The sequence below is a fragment of the Corallococcus sp. CA054B genome (assembly GCF_003611625.1).
Taxonomy (GTDB): domain Bacteria; phylum Myxococcota; class Myxococcia; order Myxococcales; family Myxococcaceae; genus Corallococcus; species Corallococcus coralloides.
Genome location: NZ_RAVY01000198.1, coordinates 1 through 17,746 on the forward strand (window position 1 = coordinate 1; position 17,746 = coordinate 17,746).

The 17,746-nt window shown below is 71.9% G+C and carries 11 protein-coding genes; 2 read left to right on the forward strand and 9 right to left on the reverse strand.

Annotated elements, in window-relative coordinates; all coding sequences use genetic code 11:
- From D7V80_RS33390 to D7V80_RS33410, 4 genes are all read right to left on the reverse strand, one after another.
- A partial coding sequence (locus D7V80_RS33390) for a serine/threonine-protein kinase (protein WP_147447292.1) occupies positions 1 to 1,000 on the reverse strand: 1,000 nt, incomplete at its 3' end.
- 10 nt (positions 1,001 to 1,010) lie between these two features.
- Positions 1,011 to 1,964 (reverse strand): DUF2381 family protein, encoded by a 954-nt coding sequence (locus D7V80_RS33395; RefSeq protein ID WP_158616743.1) that lies wholly within the window; start codon positions 1,962 to 1,964, stop codon positions 1,011 to 1,013.
- A gap of 239 nt (positions 1,965 to 2,203) precedes the next feature.
- Positions 2,204 to 4,012 carry a hypothetical protein gene (locus tag D7V80_RS33405; RefSeq protein WP_147447293.1) on the reverse strand — a complete coding sequence of 603 codons (1,809 nt, stop codon included), beginning with the start codon at positions 4,010 to 4,012 and terminating at the stop codon, positions 2,204 to 2,206.
- A 14-nt stretch (positions 4,013 to 4,026) separates the two neighbouring features.
- Entirely contained in the window at positions 4,027 to 4,383 is a 357-nt protein-coding gene (locus tag D7V80_RS33410) for a hypothetical protein (protein ID WP_120591962.1), read from the reverse strand.
- Positions 4,384 to 4,548: 165 nt separating this feature from the next.
- On the opposite strand from D7V80_RS33410, the gene D7V80_RS33415 reads away from it, so the two are divergent.
- Positions 4,549 to 5,952 carry an FAD-binding oxidoreductase gene (locus D7V80_RS33415; protein WP_120591963.1) on the forward strand — a complete coding sequence of 468 codons (1,404 nt, stop codon included), beginning with the start codon at positions 4,549 to 4,551 and terminating at the stop codon, positions 5,950 to 5,952.
- On the opposite strand, the gene serA is transcribed toward D7V80_RS33415, so the two are convergent.
- From serA to D7V80_RS33435, 4 genes are all read right to left on the reverse strand, one after another.
- A complete protein-coding gene (serA, locus tag D7V80_RS33420) occupies positions 5,949 to 7,202 on the reverse strand; it encodes a phosphoglycerate dehydrogenase (RefSeq protein WP_120591964.1) in 1,254 nt (417 codons plus the stop codon). The two genes, D7V80_RS33415 and serA, sit on opposite strands and share 4 nt — an antisense overlap.
- 11 nt (positions 7,203 to 7,213) lie before the next feature.
- Positions 7,214 to 8,878: a HAMP domain-containing sensor histidine kinase gene (locus D7V80_RS33425; protein WP_147447294.1), complete on the reverse strand. Its 1,665-nt coding sequence runs from the start codon at positions 8,876 to 8,878 to the stop codon at positions 7,214 to 7,216.
- Positions 8,879 to 9,059: 181 nt separating this feature from the next.
- Positions 9,060 to 10,733, reverse strand: coding sequence for a serine protease (locus tag D7V80_RS33430; RefSeq protein ID WP_120591966.1), 1,674 nt, complete (start codon positions 10,731 to 10,733; stop codon positions 9,060 to 9,062).
- 127 nt (positions 10,734 to 10,860) lie between these two features.
- The gene (locus tag D7V80_RS33435; protein ID WP_014399751.1) at positions 10,861 to 11,238 is read right to left on the reverse strand and encodes an STAS/SEC14 domain-containing protein; all 378 of its coding nucleotides are present in this window, start codon (positions 11,236 to 11,238) and stop codon (positions 10,861 to 10,863) included.
- Positions 11,239 to 11,524: 286 nt separating this feature from the next.
- On the opposite strand from D7V80_RS33435, the gene D7V80_RS33440 reads away from it, so the two are divergent.
- Positions 11,525 to 12,556 carry a class I SAM-dependent methyltransferase gene (locus D7V80_RS33440; protein WP_120591967.1) on the forward strand — a complete coding sequence of 344 codons (1,032 nt, stop codon included), beginning with the start codon at positions 11,525 to 11,527 and terminating at the stop codon, positions 12,554 to 12,556.
- An 8-nt stretch (positions 12,557 to 12,564) separates the two neighbouring features.
- Here the strand turns inward: D7V80_RS33440 and D7V80_RS33445 are convergent, their stop codons facing one another.
- Complete coding sequence (locus D7V80_RS33445; protein ID WP_120591968.1) at positions 12,565 to 17,523, reverse strand: ATP-binding protein; 4,959 nt, start codon at positions 17,521 to 17,523, stop codon at positions 12,565 to 12,567.
- Between the last annotated feature and the right edge of the window lie 223 nt (positions 17,524 to 17,746).

Sequence of the window (17,746 nt, forward strand, 5' to 3'; positions counted from 1 at the left end):
CTCCCCACCCACCCCTGTGCCACCCGGGGGCCTGCTTCTCCAGGGGCGCTTGCGAGGAAACGGGCTGGAGCGGTGGCGCGGCCACGTGCAACGGCTCCTTCCTCCAGGTGTCCCCGGTCTCCAGCAGCAGCTCCGCCAGTTCCCGCCGCATCACTTCAGCGGAGGCCGCACGCTGCCCGGGGTCCGGGGCGATGAAGTGGAGGGCGGCCCGGCCCAGGGCTTCGGGCACGCGCGGGTTGAGCGTCTGCGGCGCGGGCGGAGTCCACCGGCCTCCCACGTAGAGCGCGGGCGGGGCGCTCGCCGGCCTGGGAATCGTCAGCAGGTCATAGAGGCAGAGCCCCAGCGCGTAGATGTCATCGGTGGCCTTGAAGTCATAGCGGGCCCCGCGCTCGTCGCCATGGCGTTTCAGGAAGCGGGCGGCTTCCGGTGAACGGTAGCGCCGGGTGCCAGGAGGCAGGGGCGTGTCCGTCAATTCCGGTGCGAGCAGGTAGCGGCTGACGCCGAAGTCCAGGAGGAAGGGCTCGCCGTCGGAGGCGCGCACGACGATGTTGCTCAGCTTCACATCCCGGTGGAACACGCCGCGGGCGTGCGCATGGGCCAGGGCCGAGGCGAGCTTGACGAACACCCGCACCACTTCGTGCGCCGTGGGGTGGGTCTTCTCCAGCCACTCCCCCAGCGTGCAGCCCTCCACGTATTCCAGGAGGATGTAGCTCCATCCGTATTGGATGTCGGGCCAGCGGCTGTGGGCCCAACAGCGCACGATGTTGGGATGCTCATGCAGGTGGAGCAGGCACACCAGTTCGCGCATCAGGCGCGCGTCCGCCTGCTGTTCATCCCCACTGCCGGCGCGGTGCGTGGAGAACTTCATAGCGAAGCGCTGTCCCGCCTTCTCCACGAGGAGGACCGCGCCATAGCTGCCCGAACCCAGCGGACGCACCACGCGAAACCCATCCACCCGCTGACCAGGCCCCAGGTGGGCGGGAATCGTCGAGATGGCCATGCGCCCGCTTCTAGAACATCAGGGATGGGATGAGAATGCGACGGGTGCCCGCGCTGTCGCGCAGCTCCAACTGGATGGCCTTTGGGGGGCTGCCCGATTTCTCGAGCTCCATCACGACACGGGCCGTCGCGCCCGGTTCAATCCGGGCCTCCTTCATCCGCACCGGTAGGACGCGGGCCCGTCCGCCGTTCGCGAGCACGAGCCTCGCCTTCGCCGGTGTCCAGGGAGCGGAGCCGGTATTCTCCACCTCCAGCGACAGGACCGCCCACCCGGGCCCCTGGTAGCAGGTGACGACTTGCACGGACAGCCCGTCTCCGCCTTTCGCATCGAGAGTGGTTTGAATGATCTCGATTCCCGAGGAGTCCAACAGGCCAGCGAGGATCATGCCGGCCGGACCATTCACGGTGCTTCGCGCCCGGAGCGCTTCCAGCTCCGCCTCCGTGCTCGCGCACGCGGCGCGCACTTCGTCCAACTCGGCCTGCACCGCTTCGGCCGTGCGCGGCAGTCGCACCACCTGCACGTGCATGTCCACCTCGGAGGGGCGCAGGACGAGCGCGAACACGGCCGCGGCGGGCACCCGGTCATCCGCGAAGGGCACGGTCAGCATCACACGTTCGCCGGGAGGGAGGTCGCGCGCGGGCTTGAGCGTCACCAGCCGCGTGCCCACCTCGAACAGCGCGAAGTGGCCTCCGCGGTCTCCCAGCTTCACGCCAGCCCTTTCCACGGGAGCGTCGAACTCCAGCGTGGTGAGGTAGTCGGGCGCGACGTGCAGCTCCACCGGCGTGTCGGCCGTGGACCGGGAGAGCGTCACCCGGCGCCGCGTCAGCTCACGGCCTCGTGGGGCCTCCTGGGCCAGGGCGCTCGCGCCCAGCAGGAGCAGGGACAGCGCTGCGAGGTGATGGGGAACGAGCGGCACCGGCGGACGACCTCCAGCGAGGACCTCGACGACCGTAGCAGGTGACACGTGGTCCCAGGTCCCCTTCTCCAGTTCCCTCGTGGCAGGTTGTATGGGTAGGAATTTGCGGGTGGCTCCCACCGCGCGGTCCGCCGCGCGGGAGAGCCGGTGATGCGCGGCTTCACGCCGCGCGCCTACCACCCGAGGAGCGCGGCCATCCCGCGGAGTGGGTCAAGGCCGCGTCCTACTGGCACCGCAACAGGGATGACGGCCACGCGGGGCCTGGCCGCCATCTCCCGGCGTAGGGCTCACAGGTCCAGGATGAGGCTCAGCTCCTCGTCGGCGGCCTCGTCTGTCTGGACGGCGGCGTCGTTGTCATCCGCGTCATCCCCGTACCGCGACCATCCAGCAACCGCTGACGCGCCGATGCACATCATCTCCCGGGGCGTGGCCCCGACGCCGTCGGCGTCCTGGTCGCGGTAGAGGTAGGTCCACCGGTAGCGGGCCGCGTCCGCGTCGTCGCAGTCATTGCCCACGGCCTTGAAAAAGTAGGGCGCGGGCAACGCCTCTCCCGAGCAGACGCGCTGCGCGGGGATGGGCGCGGTGACGCCGTCCCCATCCTGGTCCGCGTGGAGGGCCGTCAGCTTCTGCCAGCGCGCCGCATCCTCCTCGGCGCAATCCGTGTCACGGTCGGACCAGGGGCTGGGAACCTGGCCGTTGGTGCAGAGGACCGTCGGTGCTCCCGCGCCCACGCCGTCCCCATCCGTGTCCGGGTAGGCCGCCAGGCTCCGGAAGACGGCGGCGTTCGAGTCGTCGCAGTCCTCGCCCGACAGCGGCTGGGAGGCATGGCCCGCGGGTAGGGCCGTGCCCGAGCAGACCGTACCGCTCTGGGCCACGGTGTACGTGTCGCCGTCGGCGTCCCGGTGGGTGAAGCTCCGCATCCGCCACGCGGTCGCGTCCTGGGGCGCGCAGTCGGTGTCCTGCGTGGAGAAGCCCGTGGGCACGGTCGCCCCGCCACAGACGGGAACCTCCGCGCCGGAACCCACGCCGTCCGCGTCCTCGTCCGCGTGGACGCTCCAGGTGAAGTACACCGCCCCGTTCGCGTCATCACAGTCGTCGTCGCGCTCCGCGGAGGAATAGCCCCGAGGCAACCAGAAGCCGCTGCACACCGCGCCCGCCGAGCGTGAGAAGCGTCCGTCGCCGTCCTCATCCCGCGAGGCGTAGGGCAGGGGCCGCCAGCGGGTGTCGTCACCCGGCGCGCAGTCCCCTCCCCGGAAGGTCTCTCCCGGCGCGGACTCCCCCGGGCCCACGCAGCGGAGCACCGGCGCTCCGTCGCCGTAGCCGTCCCCGTCCGGATCCAACCAGCGTTGGACCCGGACCGTGCGGTTGGCATTGCTGTCGTCGCAGTCCTCCGGGTCGGACACGGTGTCGTAGCCCGGGGGCAGCTGCTCGCCCGAGCACACCGTGCCCTCCATCGCCACGGCGAAGCTGTCCCCGTCCGCGTCCCGGTGTGTGAAGGGGAGCATCCGCCAGCGGCCCGTGTCCCCGGGCGCGCAGTCGCCGGAGGTGAGCGCATACCCCGAGGGCGGCGGGCGCCCCCGGCTCGGGCACCAGCCGATGGCCATTCCCGCGCCCACGCCGTCCCCGTCCGTGTCCGTCCACACCTCGGACAGGGCCGACACCGCCGCGTCCCCGTCATCGCAGTCCGGTTCCCCCAGCTGCTCCCGGTAGCCCTCGAGCGTGGACCCCACGCAGGCCGTCACCGGGCCCGCGCCCGTGGCCCCGTCTCCGTCCGCGTCCGGGTACAGGCCCGGCACCAGGCGCCACCGGGTGGCATCCCCGGGCGCGCAGTCGCCCGCCTGCTGCGTCCAGTCCTTCGTCGTGTCGCCCACGCAGGTGACAGGCCAGGCCGTGTCGCCGAAGCCGTCGCCGTCCGTGTCCGCGTAGCCCGCGACGGACCGCCACCGGGTGGGGTCCGCGTCATCGCAGTCCACCCCCGCCGGGTGGCCGTCGCCGTCCCGATCCCGGGGGCCCACGCCGCCACCGTCACCGCAGCCCAACTGGAGTCCCAGGGCGAGCCACACCCATGCCCGCATCATGCGCACCCGCGTCTTCATGGAAGGAGCCGGGGCTACTGACGGGTCAGCGTGCAGGTCACGATGTTGAAGGCGGTGGTGTCCCACTTCCACGTGAACAGGTATCGCCCGGGCCGGGTCATCGCGAGCAGCGCCAGTCGGTCACACCGGGCAGCCTCCACGGAGACGGTTGCGTCGGTGGATCTTCCCCCGGGCCAGAACCTGAAGGTGCGCGGCGTGTTCTCTCCCACGAGTGTCCCGGTGATTTCGAGCGAGATGGCGGCCACGGTGTAGGCGTCCACCGTCGCGAAGACATAGGGCACGCCCACGACGGGGGTTTCCGGTTCGGCTCCGGCGCTGCTCGGGACAAGGGACAGGGCGGCCAGCAGGGCGAGTGCGCGGAACGACGACATGGGAACCTCGAAAGGGCAGGGCCGCGACGGGGACGCGGCGTCCAAGCCCTATACGGAAGGAGCCGGACGCCTTGGCTCTTTCCCAGCCCGGCATGCGTCGGGAGCCGTGCGCCGGGCCGCCGCCGGGCTTGTCATGCCCCAGGGGCTGCAATACGCCTTGGACCCATGTCCACCGCCGCGCTGCCCGCCGACTTCCTCCGCGCCATCGCCGAGTCCTTCCCCGCCGACTTCCTCACCCGGGAGCCCGCGGAGCTCCAGGAGTACGGCCGCGACTGGACGCGCGTGTACGCCCCCGCGCCGGGTGCGGTGGTCTTCCCTCGCACCACGGAGGAGGTGGCCCGCTTCGTGGCGCTGTGCCACCAGCACCGCGTTGCGTTGGTGCCCTCCGGCGGGCGCACGGGCCTGGCGGGCGGGGCGGTGGCCATGCACGGCGAGGTGGTGCTGTCGCTCAAGCGGATGACGCGCATGGAGCCCGTGGACCTCTTGGGCAACACGGTGCGCGTGCAGGCGGGCGCGGTGACGGAAGGAGTGCACCAGCACTGCGCGCCGCACGGGCTCACCTGGCCGGTGGACTTCGCGTCCAAGGGCAGCAGCACCGTGGGTGGAAACATCGCCACCAACGCGGGCGGCGTGAAGGTCATCCGCTACGGCCTCACCCGGCAGTGGGTGCTGGGCCTCCAGGTGGTGACGGCGCAGGGGCAGGTGCTGGAGCTCAACGGCGCGCTGGAGAAGAACAACACCGGCGTGGACCTGCGCCAGCTCTTCATCGGCAGCGAGGGCACGCTGGGCGTCATCACGGAGGCCACGCTCAAGCTGACGCGGCTGCCGGGCAAGCAGGACGTCTTCCTCTTCGCGGTGCCGGACGTGGCCGCCGTGCTGCGGCTGTTCCGCGACGCGCGCCAGGCGCCGCTGGTGCTCTCCGCCTACGAGTTCTTCACCGACAAGTGCCTGGCCCGCGTGCAGCGCCACCGCAAGCTGCGCTCGCCCTTCGAGTCCCCCAGCGGCTGCTACGTCCTCCTGGAGTCCGAGGGCGGCGACCCGGCGGCGGTGGAGGCGTGGCTCGGCTCGCTCTTCGAGCGCGGGCTCGTCACGGACGGCACCCAGGCGCAAGGCGCGGCGCAGGCGCAGGAGCTGTGGTCGCTGCGCGAGTCCATCAGCGAGAGCCTCTCCGCCACGGGCGTGCTGCACAAGAACGACATCTCCCTGCCGGTGGCGAACCTGGAGGCGTTCTGCGCGGAGCTGGATGCGGTGTTCGCCAGCCGCTACCCGGGCTGGGAGATCTGCCTCTTCGGCCACATTGGCGACGGCAACCTGCACGTCAACGTGATGAAGCCGGACGCGGTGGAGAAGGCGGACTTCTTCGCCCACGCGAAGCAGTCCGACCACGCCATGTTCGACCTCGTGCGCAAGCACGGCGGCAGCATCTCCGCCGAGCACGGCATCGGCCTGCTCAAGAAGGACTACCTGGACTACACGCGCGCGCCCGGTGAGCTGGAGCTGCTGCGCACCCTCAAGCGCGCGCTGGACCCCGCGGGCATCCTCAACCCGGGGAAGATTTTGGACGCTTAGGACACGATGCGCGTCTTGATGTCCGTCTCCAGTCCGGCGATGGCCTCGCACACCTGGCGGGACACGTCCTGGTCCAGGTCCATCACCAGGTAGCCCACGTTCGCGTCCGTGCTCAGCACCTGCGCGTGGATGTTGGCGTTCAGGTCGGACACGATGCGGTTGATGTCGCGGAGCACGCCCGGCGTGTTGCGGTGCACGTTGATGATGCGGTGGGTGCCCGGGTTGATGGGCGCCTCCACGTTGGGGAAGTTCACCGCGCCCGTCGTCGCGCCGCCCTTCACGAACTTGAGCAGCGACGTGGCCACCTCCTTGCCAATGGAGGCCTGCGCCTCCTCCGTGGACCCGCCGATGTGCGGCGTGAGCACCACGTTGGGCAGCCCCTGCAGCTCCGTCACGAAGCCGTCCGAGTTGCCCTCCGGCTCCTCCGGGTACACGTCCACCGCCGCGCCGCCCAGGTGCTTGGAGCGCAGCGCCTGCGCCAGCGCCGGGATGTCCACCACCGTGCCGCGGCTGGCGTTGATGAGGCACGCGCCCGGCTTCATGGCCGCCAGCTGCTCCGCGCCCATCATCAGGTGCGTGGAGGCCAGCGCCGGCACGTGCAGCGTCACGAAGTCGGACTCCGCCAGCAGCGCGTTCAGCGAGGGCACCGGCCGCGAGTTGCCCAGGGGCAGCTTCGTCATCACGTCGTAGTAGAGGACGCGCATGCCCAGGGCCTCCGCCAGCACGCCCAGCTGCGAGCCGATGTGCCCGTAGCCGATGATGCCCAGCGTCTTGCCGCGCACCTCGTGGCTGCCCGTGGCCACCTTGCGCCACTGCCCCGCGTGCACCTCGCGGCTGCGGTCGAACAGCTGGCGCGTCAGCACCACCACCTCCGCCAGCACCATCTCCGCCACGCTGCGCGTGTTGCTGAACGGCGCGTTGAACACCGGCACGCCGTGCACGCTGGAGGCGAGCAGATCCACCTGGTTGGTGCCGATGCAGAAGGCCCCGATCGCCAGCAGGTCCTCCGCGTACTTCAGCGACTCCTCCGGCACCGTCGTCTTGCTGCGGATGCCCAGGAGGTGCACGCCCTTGAGCCGCTCCGCCAGGTCCTCCGGCTTGAGCGCGGCGGACAGCCGCTCCACCTCGAAGCCCTCCGCCTTCAGCATCTCCTGGGCCGAGGCGTGGATGTTCTCCAGCAGCAGGACTCGCAGCGGACCCTCGGTGCTCACGGGGCGGCGGGGCGACGGCGGGAAGCGGGGTGTGCTCATGGCGCCTTGCGTTAGACCTCGCCCTCCAAGGTGTCAAGGGGCGGGTGGTTGGGGGGAGACTCCGGCAAGGTAAAGGTGAACGTCGTCCCTGCGCCTTCGTCGCTGTCCACCCAGAGGCGGCCCCCGTGGGCGGTGACGATGCCGCAGGCGATGTAGAGCCCCAGGCCGCTGCCCTGGTGGGCGGTGTCGCTCGCCTGCCAGTGGCGCTGGAAGAGCCGGGCCTGGTGGGCCTTGGGGATGCCGGGACCGGTGTCGCGCACGCTCACGCTCACGGTCCCCGCGTCATGCGTGGTGCTCACCGTCACGGTGCCTCCGGGCGGGGTGAACTTGACGGCGTTGCCCAGCAGGTTGGCCAGCACCTGGAGGATGCGCGGGCGGTCGCAGGAGGCGCTCAGCCCCTGGGAGAGCCGGCGCTCCAGGCGGACGCCCTTGTCCTGGGCCTGGGGCTCCACCATCGCCAGCGCCTCCTGGGCGAGCGGCTCCACCGCTTCGGAGCGGCGGTCCAGCATGAGAAGGTGGCCCGCGTCCATCCGCGCGGCGTCCAGGAGCCGGGTGATGAGGTCCTGCATGTGCGCCGCCGCCCGGTCGATGGCGGCCACCTGCCGCTGGAGCGCCGCCCCTCCCGCCAGCGCGTCCAGCCGCCGCGTGAGCAGGCCCGTCCCCATCCGCACCGTGGAGAGCGGGTTCTTGAGGTCATGGGACACGACGGCCAGCACGTCCTCGCGCGCGCGGGCGGCCTCCTCCGCCTCCGCGTAGAGCCGCGCGTTCTCCTCCGCCAGCCGCCGCTGGGTCCGCGCGTCCTCCCGGGTGCGCTCCTCGGCCCGCAGCTGCTCGGCATGCAGGGTGTTGAGGCGTGTGGCCGCGCGCCAGACCACCCAGGTCAGCACCGCCCCCTGGGTCACCACCAGCAGCGACCAGGCCAGGCGGGCATCCATCCGCGTGTGGCGCAGCGTCTGGTGCGCCGCCACGCCGCCCACCAGGGGCACGAGCAGCGCGGGCATCAGCCGCCGGGCCATGATTCCGCCCGCGCCCGCGTGCAGGAACGCACCCGCCACGCCCTGCTCCGGACTCAGGAGCAGCGCTCCCAGGGACAGGAGCAGCAGGGCCACGTCGGTGTGCAGCGCGATGCCAATGCCCCCCCGGCCGGTGAACCAGTAGAACCGCGGCTCCTGGAACGAGTAGGCCACCAGCACGCTGAAGGACAGGAACAGGGCCCCCAGCGCCATCCCCTGGAAGGCCCGCGCGCCCCACCGGCTTCGCGCATCCCGGAGCGCCAGCGCCAGGCCGAGCAGCAGCAGCAGCGCCGCGGATTGCGGCGACGTGCGCCCGCCCAGCGCCTGGAAGAAGGCGTCCCAGCGAGGGGAGTTCCCCAGGTAGGTGCCCAGCAGCAGCACGCTCCACAGCGCGACCGTCAGGGCCAGCAGCACGCCCACCCGCCGCGCCGCGGCCCGCCGCCCACCCAGCGCCAGCTCCGCGCCCGCGGTGAGCATCAGGGCCGAGGCCGTCAAGGGGACCATCGCTGGCAGACCGGGAACGAGCTGCGTCAGCGTCACGCTCCCCACCGCCCACCCCAGGAGCACCGCCGCGCTCAGCACGAGCGTCAGCCCCGCCATGGCGGACGACAGCCGGCGTGCCCGGCGCCAGAGTTCCTGTTGTCGGGCGTCCGGTGACAGCACACGCGGCCTCGAAGAGACTGGGATGAGGCCTTCAAGTTAAGGCGGCGGCTGTTCCCCGCCTGCGCGGTGCCCGTGCCTCCGCCTGCCTTCCTGGCGGGCGGCGGGAAGCCCAAAAGACACCGGGCCCGCCACTCCCCAGGAGGGAGGGACGGGCCCGGAAGGGAAACAGGGAAGCGAAAGGCTACTGGAGGGTCCAGGCCAGCGTGCCGCTGCACGCATCGCCGCCGAAGCAGCCCACGCGGATCACGTACGCGCCGCCCGCGCTCGCCGGCGCGGTGTAGGTCGCGCGGGACAGCGAGCCGCAGCCGGAGGCGTCGTCGTTGAACGTCACCTGCTGGCCGGCGGCGTTGAACAGGCGTACCACCGTGTCACCCGTGCCCGTCGCGCTCCCCACGCCGCAGCTGCCGAAGGTCAGCGTCTGGCCGGCCGCGATGTCCACGTTCACGTTCTGCGTGTTGCGCGTGGCGTTGGCGGTGTCGCTGACGCTGAAGGCCTGGGTGCCGCCCGTGGGCGTGGTCGTGCCGCCCGAGGTGATTTCCCAGGCCACCGTGCCGGCGCAGCTGCCGTTCTGGTAGCAGCCGGCGCGGACTTCATAGGTGCCCGCGACGCTGGCAGTGTAGGTGAGCTTCGAACCGAAGCCGCTGCCGCAGCCGTCGTCGTTGGAGGCGACCTCCGTGCCGGCCGGGCCGCGCAGGCGCACGTAGGAGTCACCGCTGGTGAGGGCCGCGTCCTTGACGCCGCAGGTGCCCACGGTGAGCTTGTCGCCCGCCTTGAGCGTCACCGTGCCGTTGACGGTGTTGCGCGTGGCGCTGGAGGTGTTGGTCGCGGTGAAGGTGAAGTTCGGCGGCGTGGTGCCGCACAGCCGCAGGTTGGTGGTGGCCGTGCACAGCCCCTGGATGGCGTGGTGCACGTAGGTGATCTCCTCACCGTTGCAGCCATTCTCCGCGCAGACGTTGACCTCGTAGCAGCTGGCGCCCGCGCGCCGCTTGTAGTCCTCGTCGCCGCGCACCAGGATGCCCGCCACCGTGTTGTTGGCCGTCTCGTACACGCCGGAGCCGGAGTTGCCCGCGAAGGTGTCCGTGCTGGCGACGAAGAAGTCCATGTACTCGGCGTTGTTCTCACGCACGGAGCCGCCCGAGTCGATCTTGAACGGGACGCCGCTGCCGCTGCCGATGACGGCCACGTTCTGGCCCGTCGTCAGGGCCGCGTTGCCCGGACGCACCGGGGCGGGCTTGAAGCGCGGCGCCGCGGAGCGGTCCAGCCGGATGATGGCGTAGTCCAGGATGCTGGCTTCGTTCCCGGTGCTCAGGTGCCGCGCGACGATGCTCTTGCAGGAGAAGACGTCCTGGCTGGTGATGTTCTGCAGCTGGCCGTCCGCCGTCTTGTAGAAGTTGAAGACGAAGCGCGCGTCCTTGCACTCGATGAAGTCGTCGTTGGGCGTCGCGGGCCCCACGCAGTGGCCGGCGGTGAGCACCAGGTCATCGTCGATGAGCGTGCCGGAGCAGAGGGCCGGGATGGGGTCGTCGTAGAAGCGCTGGTCCGAGCAGAGTTCCTCGTATTCGCCCAGCGTCAGCGGGTCCACCTTGACGTTGTTCGGGTCCCTCATGTCGAGGAAGTCCGGGACCGTCAGCATCACGGTGGACTGACGCGCCAGGTCCCGCAGGGCCGCGTTGGGGTGCGCGTAGACGTCGTAGCGGTCGTCGTTGCCGTAGACGACCGGTGCGCTGGACTCGGTCAGCGCGGGCTGCTGCTCCGGCGCGCCGGACTCGGGGGCCGGCCCGCAGGCCAGGGCGGTGAGGGTACAGAACAGGGTGCCGAGCAGCTTCGCGCGGCGGGCGGGGACGGACACGGACATGCGGGGTGACTCCTGACGGGTACGGCGACAGACACAGCGAAGAATGGGGGTGTTACTGGAAGACGTAGGCGGACCCGTGCGGTCGCATGAAAGGACCGGGGGGGAGGGGACGTCGGGGGTTCTGCTTTCAGTCCGCGTCGGGGGCTTCGAGCCAGGACAGGGCCTCGGAGCGGGTCTCGAAGGTCTTCGCCGGGATGGTGAGGCCGGCGTTCTTGGTCATGCGCCACGCCTGCAGGCCGCTGCCGGGGTCGCTCACCACGCGCGCGGAGCGCTTCATGCCGCGCTGCTGGGCGTAGGCGTTCAGCCGGGCCATCTCCCCCACCACCGAGGCGGGCATCACCCGAAGCCTGGACTGGTCCACCAGCGCGGACCACTCCGTGCCCCCGCGGGCGGTGATGTCCTTCTTCAGTTGCTCGACGTACTCGGTCACGTCCTTCGGCGTCACTTCCGACGGATAGATGATCTCGATGATGTCGTGGGGCAGGTGGGCGATTTCAATCTTCATGCGCGGCTTGCGGCTCTCTTCCAGGCGGGGCGCGCCATCCTAACCGCAGTGCCTGTCGCCGGATACCGCGCCCCCTGCATTCGCTCCCCGGGGGCGGGGATTGTCGGACCTTGCGGATAGAACCGTGCCTGGAGGGCGCCGCGGACCCGGTGCGTCACGCCACGTGCGGCCGGTGTGGGCCGGGCGGTGCAGGGTGGCCCGGCCGGCTGGCTGGAGCCAGACCGGGCGAAAGGCGGAGGCGCGGGAAGTGGATGCCCCCTGCTCCCGGGTTGTCAGGATGATGCCTATGCGCCAGCCCATCCTGTCGGTCCACGGCGCGGCTCTTCCGGTCGCGCCTGAAGCCAACCACCTCATCCTGGTGAATGCCCCCCGGGAAGAGGCACTCCCAGCAGAGGAAGCGTTCACGGAGGCGCGGGAGTGGCTGGACCGCCTGCACTCCCGGATGATGCAGGGCCCGGACGAGACGCTGCACGCCGGCATGACCGCCCTGCACGGGGGGCTCATCAAGCGGCGGCGGCAGTGGAGCCCGGAGGTGTGGAAGCGCTTCTGCCAGGAGCTGGCGCGCAAGCACCCCATGCGCCCCTTCCTGCATCAGTGCCCCTTCACCCGGCACGCCTTCGAGCGGCCGCGCGGCTACGCGGGGGACGCGGCGCTCATCGACTATCTCTACATGGACCACGCGGCGGACGAGCTGCACGCGGGCCGCGAAATCTACCGCTACATGCACGGGCAGCCCTCCGCGCGCAGCGTGCGCGAGCGCCGGGAGCTGCTCGCGCGGATGATGGACGAGACGGCCGGGCGGCGGCCCGACGGGCGCGTGCTGTCGGTGGCGTGCGGGCACCTGCGGGAGGCGGAGTCGTCGCGCGCGGTGGCGGAGCGGAGGCTCCAGGAGCTCATCGCGTTCGACCAGGATCCGGTGAGCCTGGCGGAGATTTCGCGCCTGCACCCGGGGGGCGTCGTGCGGCCGGTGTGCGGCTCGGTCCGCTCGCTGCTCGCGGGCAAGGCGGCGTTCCAGGACCTGGACTTCGCGTACTCCGCCGGGCTGTACGACTACCTGTCGGACTCCGTGGCCGCCCGCCTCACCGGGCTGCTCTTCCAGATGCTGCGCCCGGGGGGACGCCTGCTGGTGGCCAACTTCGCGGTGCACCCGCCGGAGACGGGCTACATGGAGGCCTTCATGGACTGGTGGCTCACCTACCGGGACGAGGACGGCATGCGCGACCTGCTGGCGGAGACGCCGCTGGAGCAGGTGGACAACGTGCGGCTGTTCCGCGACTCGCAGGACAACGTCATCTACCTGGAGGTGACGCGCCGCTAGGGTCTGCTTCAGTGCACCGGTGCGCCGGAGCGGGGCAGGGTGACGGTGAAGGTGGAGCCCTGCTCCGGGGCGCTGGTGACGTCGATGTTGCCGCCCAGCGCCTGGACGATCTCGCGGACGATCCACAGCCCCAGCCCGAAGCCGCCGTAGTGGCGCACGGACACCGCGCGCTCGAAGCGCTCGAAAATGCGCGCCCGGTCCTCCTCCGCGATGCCGATGCCGTGGTCGCGCACCTCCAGGCGCACGCCCGTCGCGTCCCCGTCCAGCGTCACCTCCACGGGCTTGCCCGCGCCGTACTTCATGGCGTTGGTCAACAGGTTGCCCACCACCTGCTCCAGCCGGAGCACGTCCCAGTGGCCGATGAGGCGCGGCTCGCTGGCGTGGAAGCGCACCTCGCACTCGGCGCGGGCCAGGGCCTCGCGGCTGCGCTCCAGCTGGCCGCGCACCAGCGTCACCAGGTCCACGTCCTCGCGCTTGATGTGCAGCTGGCCCTGCGCGATGCGGGAGATGTCCAGAAGGTCGTTGACCAGCTTCCCCAGCCGCTGCGTCTGCGAATAGGCGGACTCCAGCTTCGCGGTCAGCTTCTCCGGGGGCATGGGCGCGCCCTTGGCCTTCGCCTGGAGCCCCTGGATGTGCAGCTGCAGCGACGTGAGCGGCGTCTTCAGCTCATGCGCGGCGATGGAGAGGAAGTCGTCGCGCCGGCGCACGGCCTCCTGCTCCTCCCGGTACAGGCGGCCCTGCTCCTCGGAGAGGGCGGCCACGCGCTCGAAGTTCTCCGCGTTCTCCAGCGCCGCGCCCGCCAGCACCGCCACGAAGGACGCCAGGCGCTCCTCGTCCTCGCCGAAGAGCGCGCCCACCTTGCGGTGGCTGGCCACCACGCACGCCACCGTCTTGCCGCGCACCTGGAGCGGCGCGCACAGGAGCGAGCGCACCCCGAGCAGCTCCATGCTCTCGCTGATGCCGCCGGGCAACCCCTGGCCCAGCACGGTGATGCGGCCCGTCTCCAGCGCGCGGGCGAGCGCGGTGCGGCTGAGGCCCTGGTTCTTCGCGTCCTCCTCGGACACCACCGCGCGAGGGTCCACCACGGCGCAGCGCTCCGCGCGCAAGAGCTCCTGCATGGACTGGCGCGCCGTTTCGAAGACGGCCTCGCGCGACAGGGCGGACGCGAGCCTGCGCCCCACCTCCAGCACGCGCGGGAAGCGGTCCACCAGCGACAGCGTCTCCACGCCGGTGCCGTGCTCCGTCCCCTTGTGCAGGCCGTTCTCCATGGCCTCCAGCTCGCGCGCCGCCGTCTCCAGGTCGCGCGCGGCGCCGGGCCAGCCCTGCACCCGGCCCACCTCGCCGCGGGCCTGGAGCGTGAGCGCGCGCTCCTGGCGCATCTCCAGCTGCTCGGCCACGCGCAGCGCTTCGTCCAGGTGCTTGCGGGCCCGCGCGGGCCGGCCGCGCAGCGCGCACATCAGGCCGCGCTCGCGCAGCGCATGGGGCAGGTTGTTGCGGTAGGTGCGCGCGACGTCATGGGCGCGCTTCGCCACGCCATCCGCCTCCTTCAGCAGCTGGTCGCGCTGCCTGGGATTGAGGGGGCTGGCCTGCTGGGCCAGACGCCTGCGCGCGGTGGCGAGCCACGGGGTGATGGGGGCCACGTACTCCTGACGCAGGTGCGCGTCCTCCACCACGCGCTCGGCGCGCTCCAGCACCTCCGCGGCGCGCGCGGGCTCGTTCTCACGCAGCAGGCGCAGGCCTTCCGCCTGGAGCACGCCCGCGAAGCTCTGCGGGTCGGTGGCGGTGGGGGCCGCCAGCTCCGTCTCCAGCAGCGCCGCGGGGATGCGGCCGCCGGTGGACTTGGCCCACGCCTCCAGGCCCAGGCGCAGCGAGTACCGGTCCCCCAGCGCGAGCGCCGCCGCGTGCAGCTTCTGGCTCACCGCCGCGGCCTCCTTCAGGCGGCCCAGGCGGTAGAGCGACATGGCGATCTGGAAGGTGGCGTTGTTCACCTCCCACGGGTCGCCGGTGCGCTCCAGGAGGCGCACCGCTTCACGGCACCGCTCGATGCACTCCTTGAAGCGCGACGAGGCGTAGAGGGCCAGGCCGTAGAAGTGCAGCGACTGGCCCTGGCCCCACACGTCGCCCAGTTGCTGACGCAGGGCCAGCGACTTCTCCGCGTAGGCGTACGCGCGCTGGAACCAGGGCAGGGTGGTGAGCGCGGGCGAGTGCGCGGAGTAGGCCTGCGCCAGCTCCGGCGTGGGCGGGTAGCGCTCCGCGAGGTTCATGTCGCGCAGGTGCGCCCACAGCACCGCGGCGCGGCCCCGCTGGTACCAGTAGCCGTACGCGAGCCGGCTGTAGAGGTTGACCGCGAGCAGGTCCTCCTCGCCGCGCGCCAGGGACTTGCGGCCCAGCCACAGGCGCGGCGCCACGGTGTGCGCGGCCTGCGTGAGGATCTCCCACGCGGCGCTGGCGCCGGTGGTCAGCATGCCGGGCGGCACCCAGCGGCCCAGCAGCTTCAGGCCCTGCTCCAGGTAGGCGTTGGCCTGCACCGTCTGGCCGCGCTTGAAGGCGAGCTCGCCCAGGTGGCCCAGCGTGCGGCCCTGCTCCAGCCGGTCGTGCGCCAGGGCCTGCGCGGCCTCCAGCTGCCGCTGCGCCTCGTCGTAGCGTCCGCGCATCATCAGCGCGGTGCCCAGCCCGGATGCGATGCGGTAGCGGGTGTGCGCGTCCGCGCCCGAGGCGCCGCGCTCGGCGATGCGGTAGTTCACCTCCGCGCTGTCCAGGGAGAAGCGCTGGCGCGCCTGCTCCGCGGCCACCAGCGCGTAGGGCAGGGCCTGCGCGCTCTCACCCGCCGCGTCGAAGTGGTAGGCCAGCTCGAAGGGGTCGGTGGGCACGGACTGCTGGGCGGCCCGCGCGGCCAGCCGGTGCAGCTCCCGGCGCTCCTCCGGGGAGAGCAGATCCAACAGCACCTCGCGCAGCTTGTCGTGCACGAACGTGGAGCGCGTGCCCTCCGTCCACAGCATGTGCCGGCGGCGCGGCGGCTCCAGCGCGGTGGTGACGGCCTCCAGCGGCGTGCCGGAGAGGGTCGCCACCGCCTTCGCGTCGAAGGACTTGCCCAGCACGGCGCCCACGCTGAGCACGTGCAGGGACTCCGGCGGCAGCAGGCGCAGGCGCCGCACCAGGAAGGTGGCCGCCTGGCGCGACGAGCGCGCGTGCGCCATCGCCTCCGGCTGCACCCGCCAGCCCTCCGGGCCGGGCATGAGGACGCCGTCCTCCACCAGTCCGTGCAGCACCGCGGAGGCCATGAACGGATTGCCTTCCGCGAGCCGCGTCACCAGCTCCACGGCCTCCGGCGGCAGCACGCCGGCCATGGACTCCGCCAGGAGCGCCACCTCCGCCGCGCCAAAGGCGGACAGCTTCAGGCTCGCGCTCGGGGCCAGGCGCCTCAGCACGTGGTCCGCGTGGATGTCCTCGCTGCGGAAGGACACGATGAGCAGCAGCCGTCCGTCCCCGGCGCGGCGGCCCTGCGACCACGCCTCCAAGGCGCGCAATGTGAGCGTGTCCGCCCACTGGCAATCCTCCAGCACCACCACCGCGGGCGCGTCCGGCGTGCCCAGCGCGCTCAATAGCGCGGTGAGGCTCCACACGCTGCGGCTCTCGCTCAGCGACTCCGGCCCCAGCCCCTGGGGCCGCGGCGTCCGCGAGTCCGGCAGGAGCACCTCCGCGAGCGGGGGCAGCACCGTGCACAGCCCGGCCTCCTGACCCGCGAGCCGCTCCCGCAGGAGCGCGCCCAGCTCGGGCTCCTCGCGCACGGCGGCGGCGATGCCCTCCGCCAAGCCCGCGAAGAGCTGGAAGGGGCGCTGCGCGGCCTGGTCCTGCGCCTGGCCATGCAGCACCCACGCGCGCTGGCCCGAGGCCCGGGCGGAGAACTCCTCCAACAGCCGGCTCTTGCCGCCGCCGGACTCGCCCTCCACCACCACGGCGCGCGAGCCGCCCTCGCGCGTGCGGTCGAGCTCGCGCTCCAGCGTCATCAGCTCCTCGCGGCGGCCCACGAAGGACGGCTCGGTGAGGCTCTGGCGGTGGTCGTGCGCGCCGGTGACGAGCGCGGGCTCCGCCTCACCCCGGGACAGCGCGGCCTCCAGCGCGTTCAGGTCCGCGAGCGCGGCGTCCGCGGACTGGTAGCGGTCGCGCGGATCCGTCTGGCTCAAGCGAGCGATGAGCTCCTCCATCGCCAGCGGCACCTCCACGCCCACGGGCCTCAGGCGCGGGTGCGCGGTGAGGTGCAGGCGCAGCACCTCGCCCACCGTGGCGCCTTCCATGGCGGGGCGGCCGGACAGCGCCTCGAAGAGCACCAGGCCCACCGCGTACAGGTCCGACGGTGCCTCCACCGGCCGGTTGATCAACCCCGCCTGCTCCGGGGACATGTAGCGCGCGGTGCCCACGGGCAGGTCGCGCAGGGACGGGTCCAACCGCTCGCTGCGCGACAGGCCGAAGTCGGTGAGCCACGCGGCGGACATCGGGAAGTCGCGCACCAGGATGTTGGAGGGCTTCACGTCGCGGTGGAGGACGCCCTCGCGGTGCGTCTCCGCGAGCGCCTTCAGCAGGCGCTGGCCCAGGACGATGGCTTCCGGCAGCGACAGGGGGCCGCGCCGCAGGCGCTCCTCCAGCGTCTCGCCATCCACCCACGGTGTGACCAGGTAGAGCAGCTCGTCGAAGGTGCCCAGGTGGCGCACGGGCACCAGCGCGGAGTTGTGCAGCCGCGACAGCACCTCCGCCTCGTGCTCCAGGCGGTGGCGGGAGGTGGGGACGAAGGCGGAGAGGGCGGTGACCTTCACGAGCACGCGCTCGTGCGTGAGCAGGTCCAGCCCCTGCCAGGTGGAGATGCCCCGGCCGGCCTTCACCCGCTGGCGCAGCTCGTAGCGGTTGCCCAGCCGCTGGCCCGGGTGTGGCTCCCTTGGGGTGTCGCCGGCCTGTTGGAAGCCTTGCGCCATTCAGTGCCCTCGCGAGCCCCCAACCGCGTCGCCCCGGCGGCGTGGTCGGCCGGATGTCCCTCTTCCACAAGCTGGGTTTCCGCCCGGGTCCCTGCCAGGGGGGAGCGGCCCGCGCCGTGCGCGCGCTGCTCGGGATTTGAACAGTCGGCACGCTCCTCCTTCCCGCCCCCGTCCCCCGGCTGTCTCTTATACCCATCTGACGCTGCCGCCGATAAGGCTCGTG

Bases quoted from the DNA above. Each gene is read 5' to 3' on its own strand.
- D7V80_RS33405 (WP_147447293.1), bottom strand. From the start codon at position 4,012: ATGAAGACGCGGGTGCGCATGATGCGGGCATGGGTGTGGCTCGCCCTG.
- D7V80_RS33410 (WP_120591962.1), bottom strand. From the start codon at position 4,383: ATGTCGTCGTTCCGCGCACTCGCCCTGCTGGCCGCCCTGTCCCTTGTC.
- D7V80_RS33415 (WP_120591963.1), top strand. From the start codon at position 4,549: ATGTCCACCGCCGCGCTGCCCGCCGACTTCCTCCGCGCCATCGCCGAG.
- serA (WP_120591964.1), bottom strand. From the start codon at position 7,202: ATGAGCACACCCCGCTTCCCGCCGTCGCCCCGCCGCCCCGTGAGCACC.
- D7V80_RS33430 (WP_120591966.1), bottom strand. From the start codon at position 10,733: ATGTCCGTGTCCGTCCCCGCCCGCCGCGCGAAGCTGCTCGGCACCCTG.
- D7V80_RS33435 (WP_014399751.1), bottom strand. From the start codon at position 11,238: ATGAAGATTGAAATCGCCCACCTGCCCCACGACATCATCGAGATCATC.
- D7V80_RS33440 (WP_120591967.1), top strand. From the start codon at position 11,525: ATGCGCCAGCCCATCCTGTCGGTCCACGGCGCGGCTCTTCCGGTCGCG.
- D7V80_RS33445 (WP_120591968.1), bottom strand. From the start codon at position 17,523: ATGGCGCAAGGCTTCCAACAGGCCGGCGACACCCCAAGGGAGCCACAC.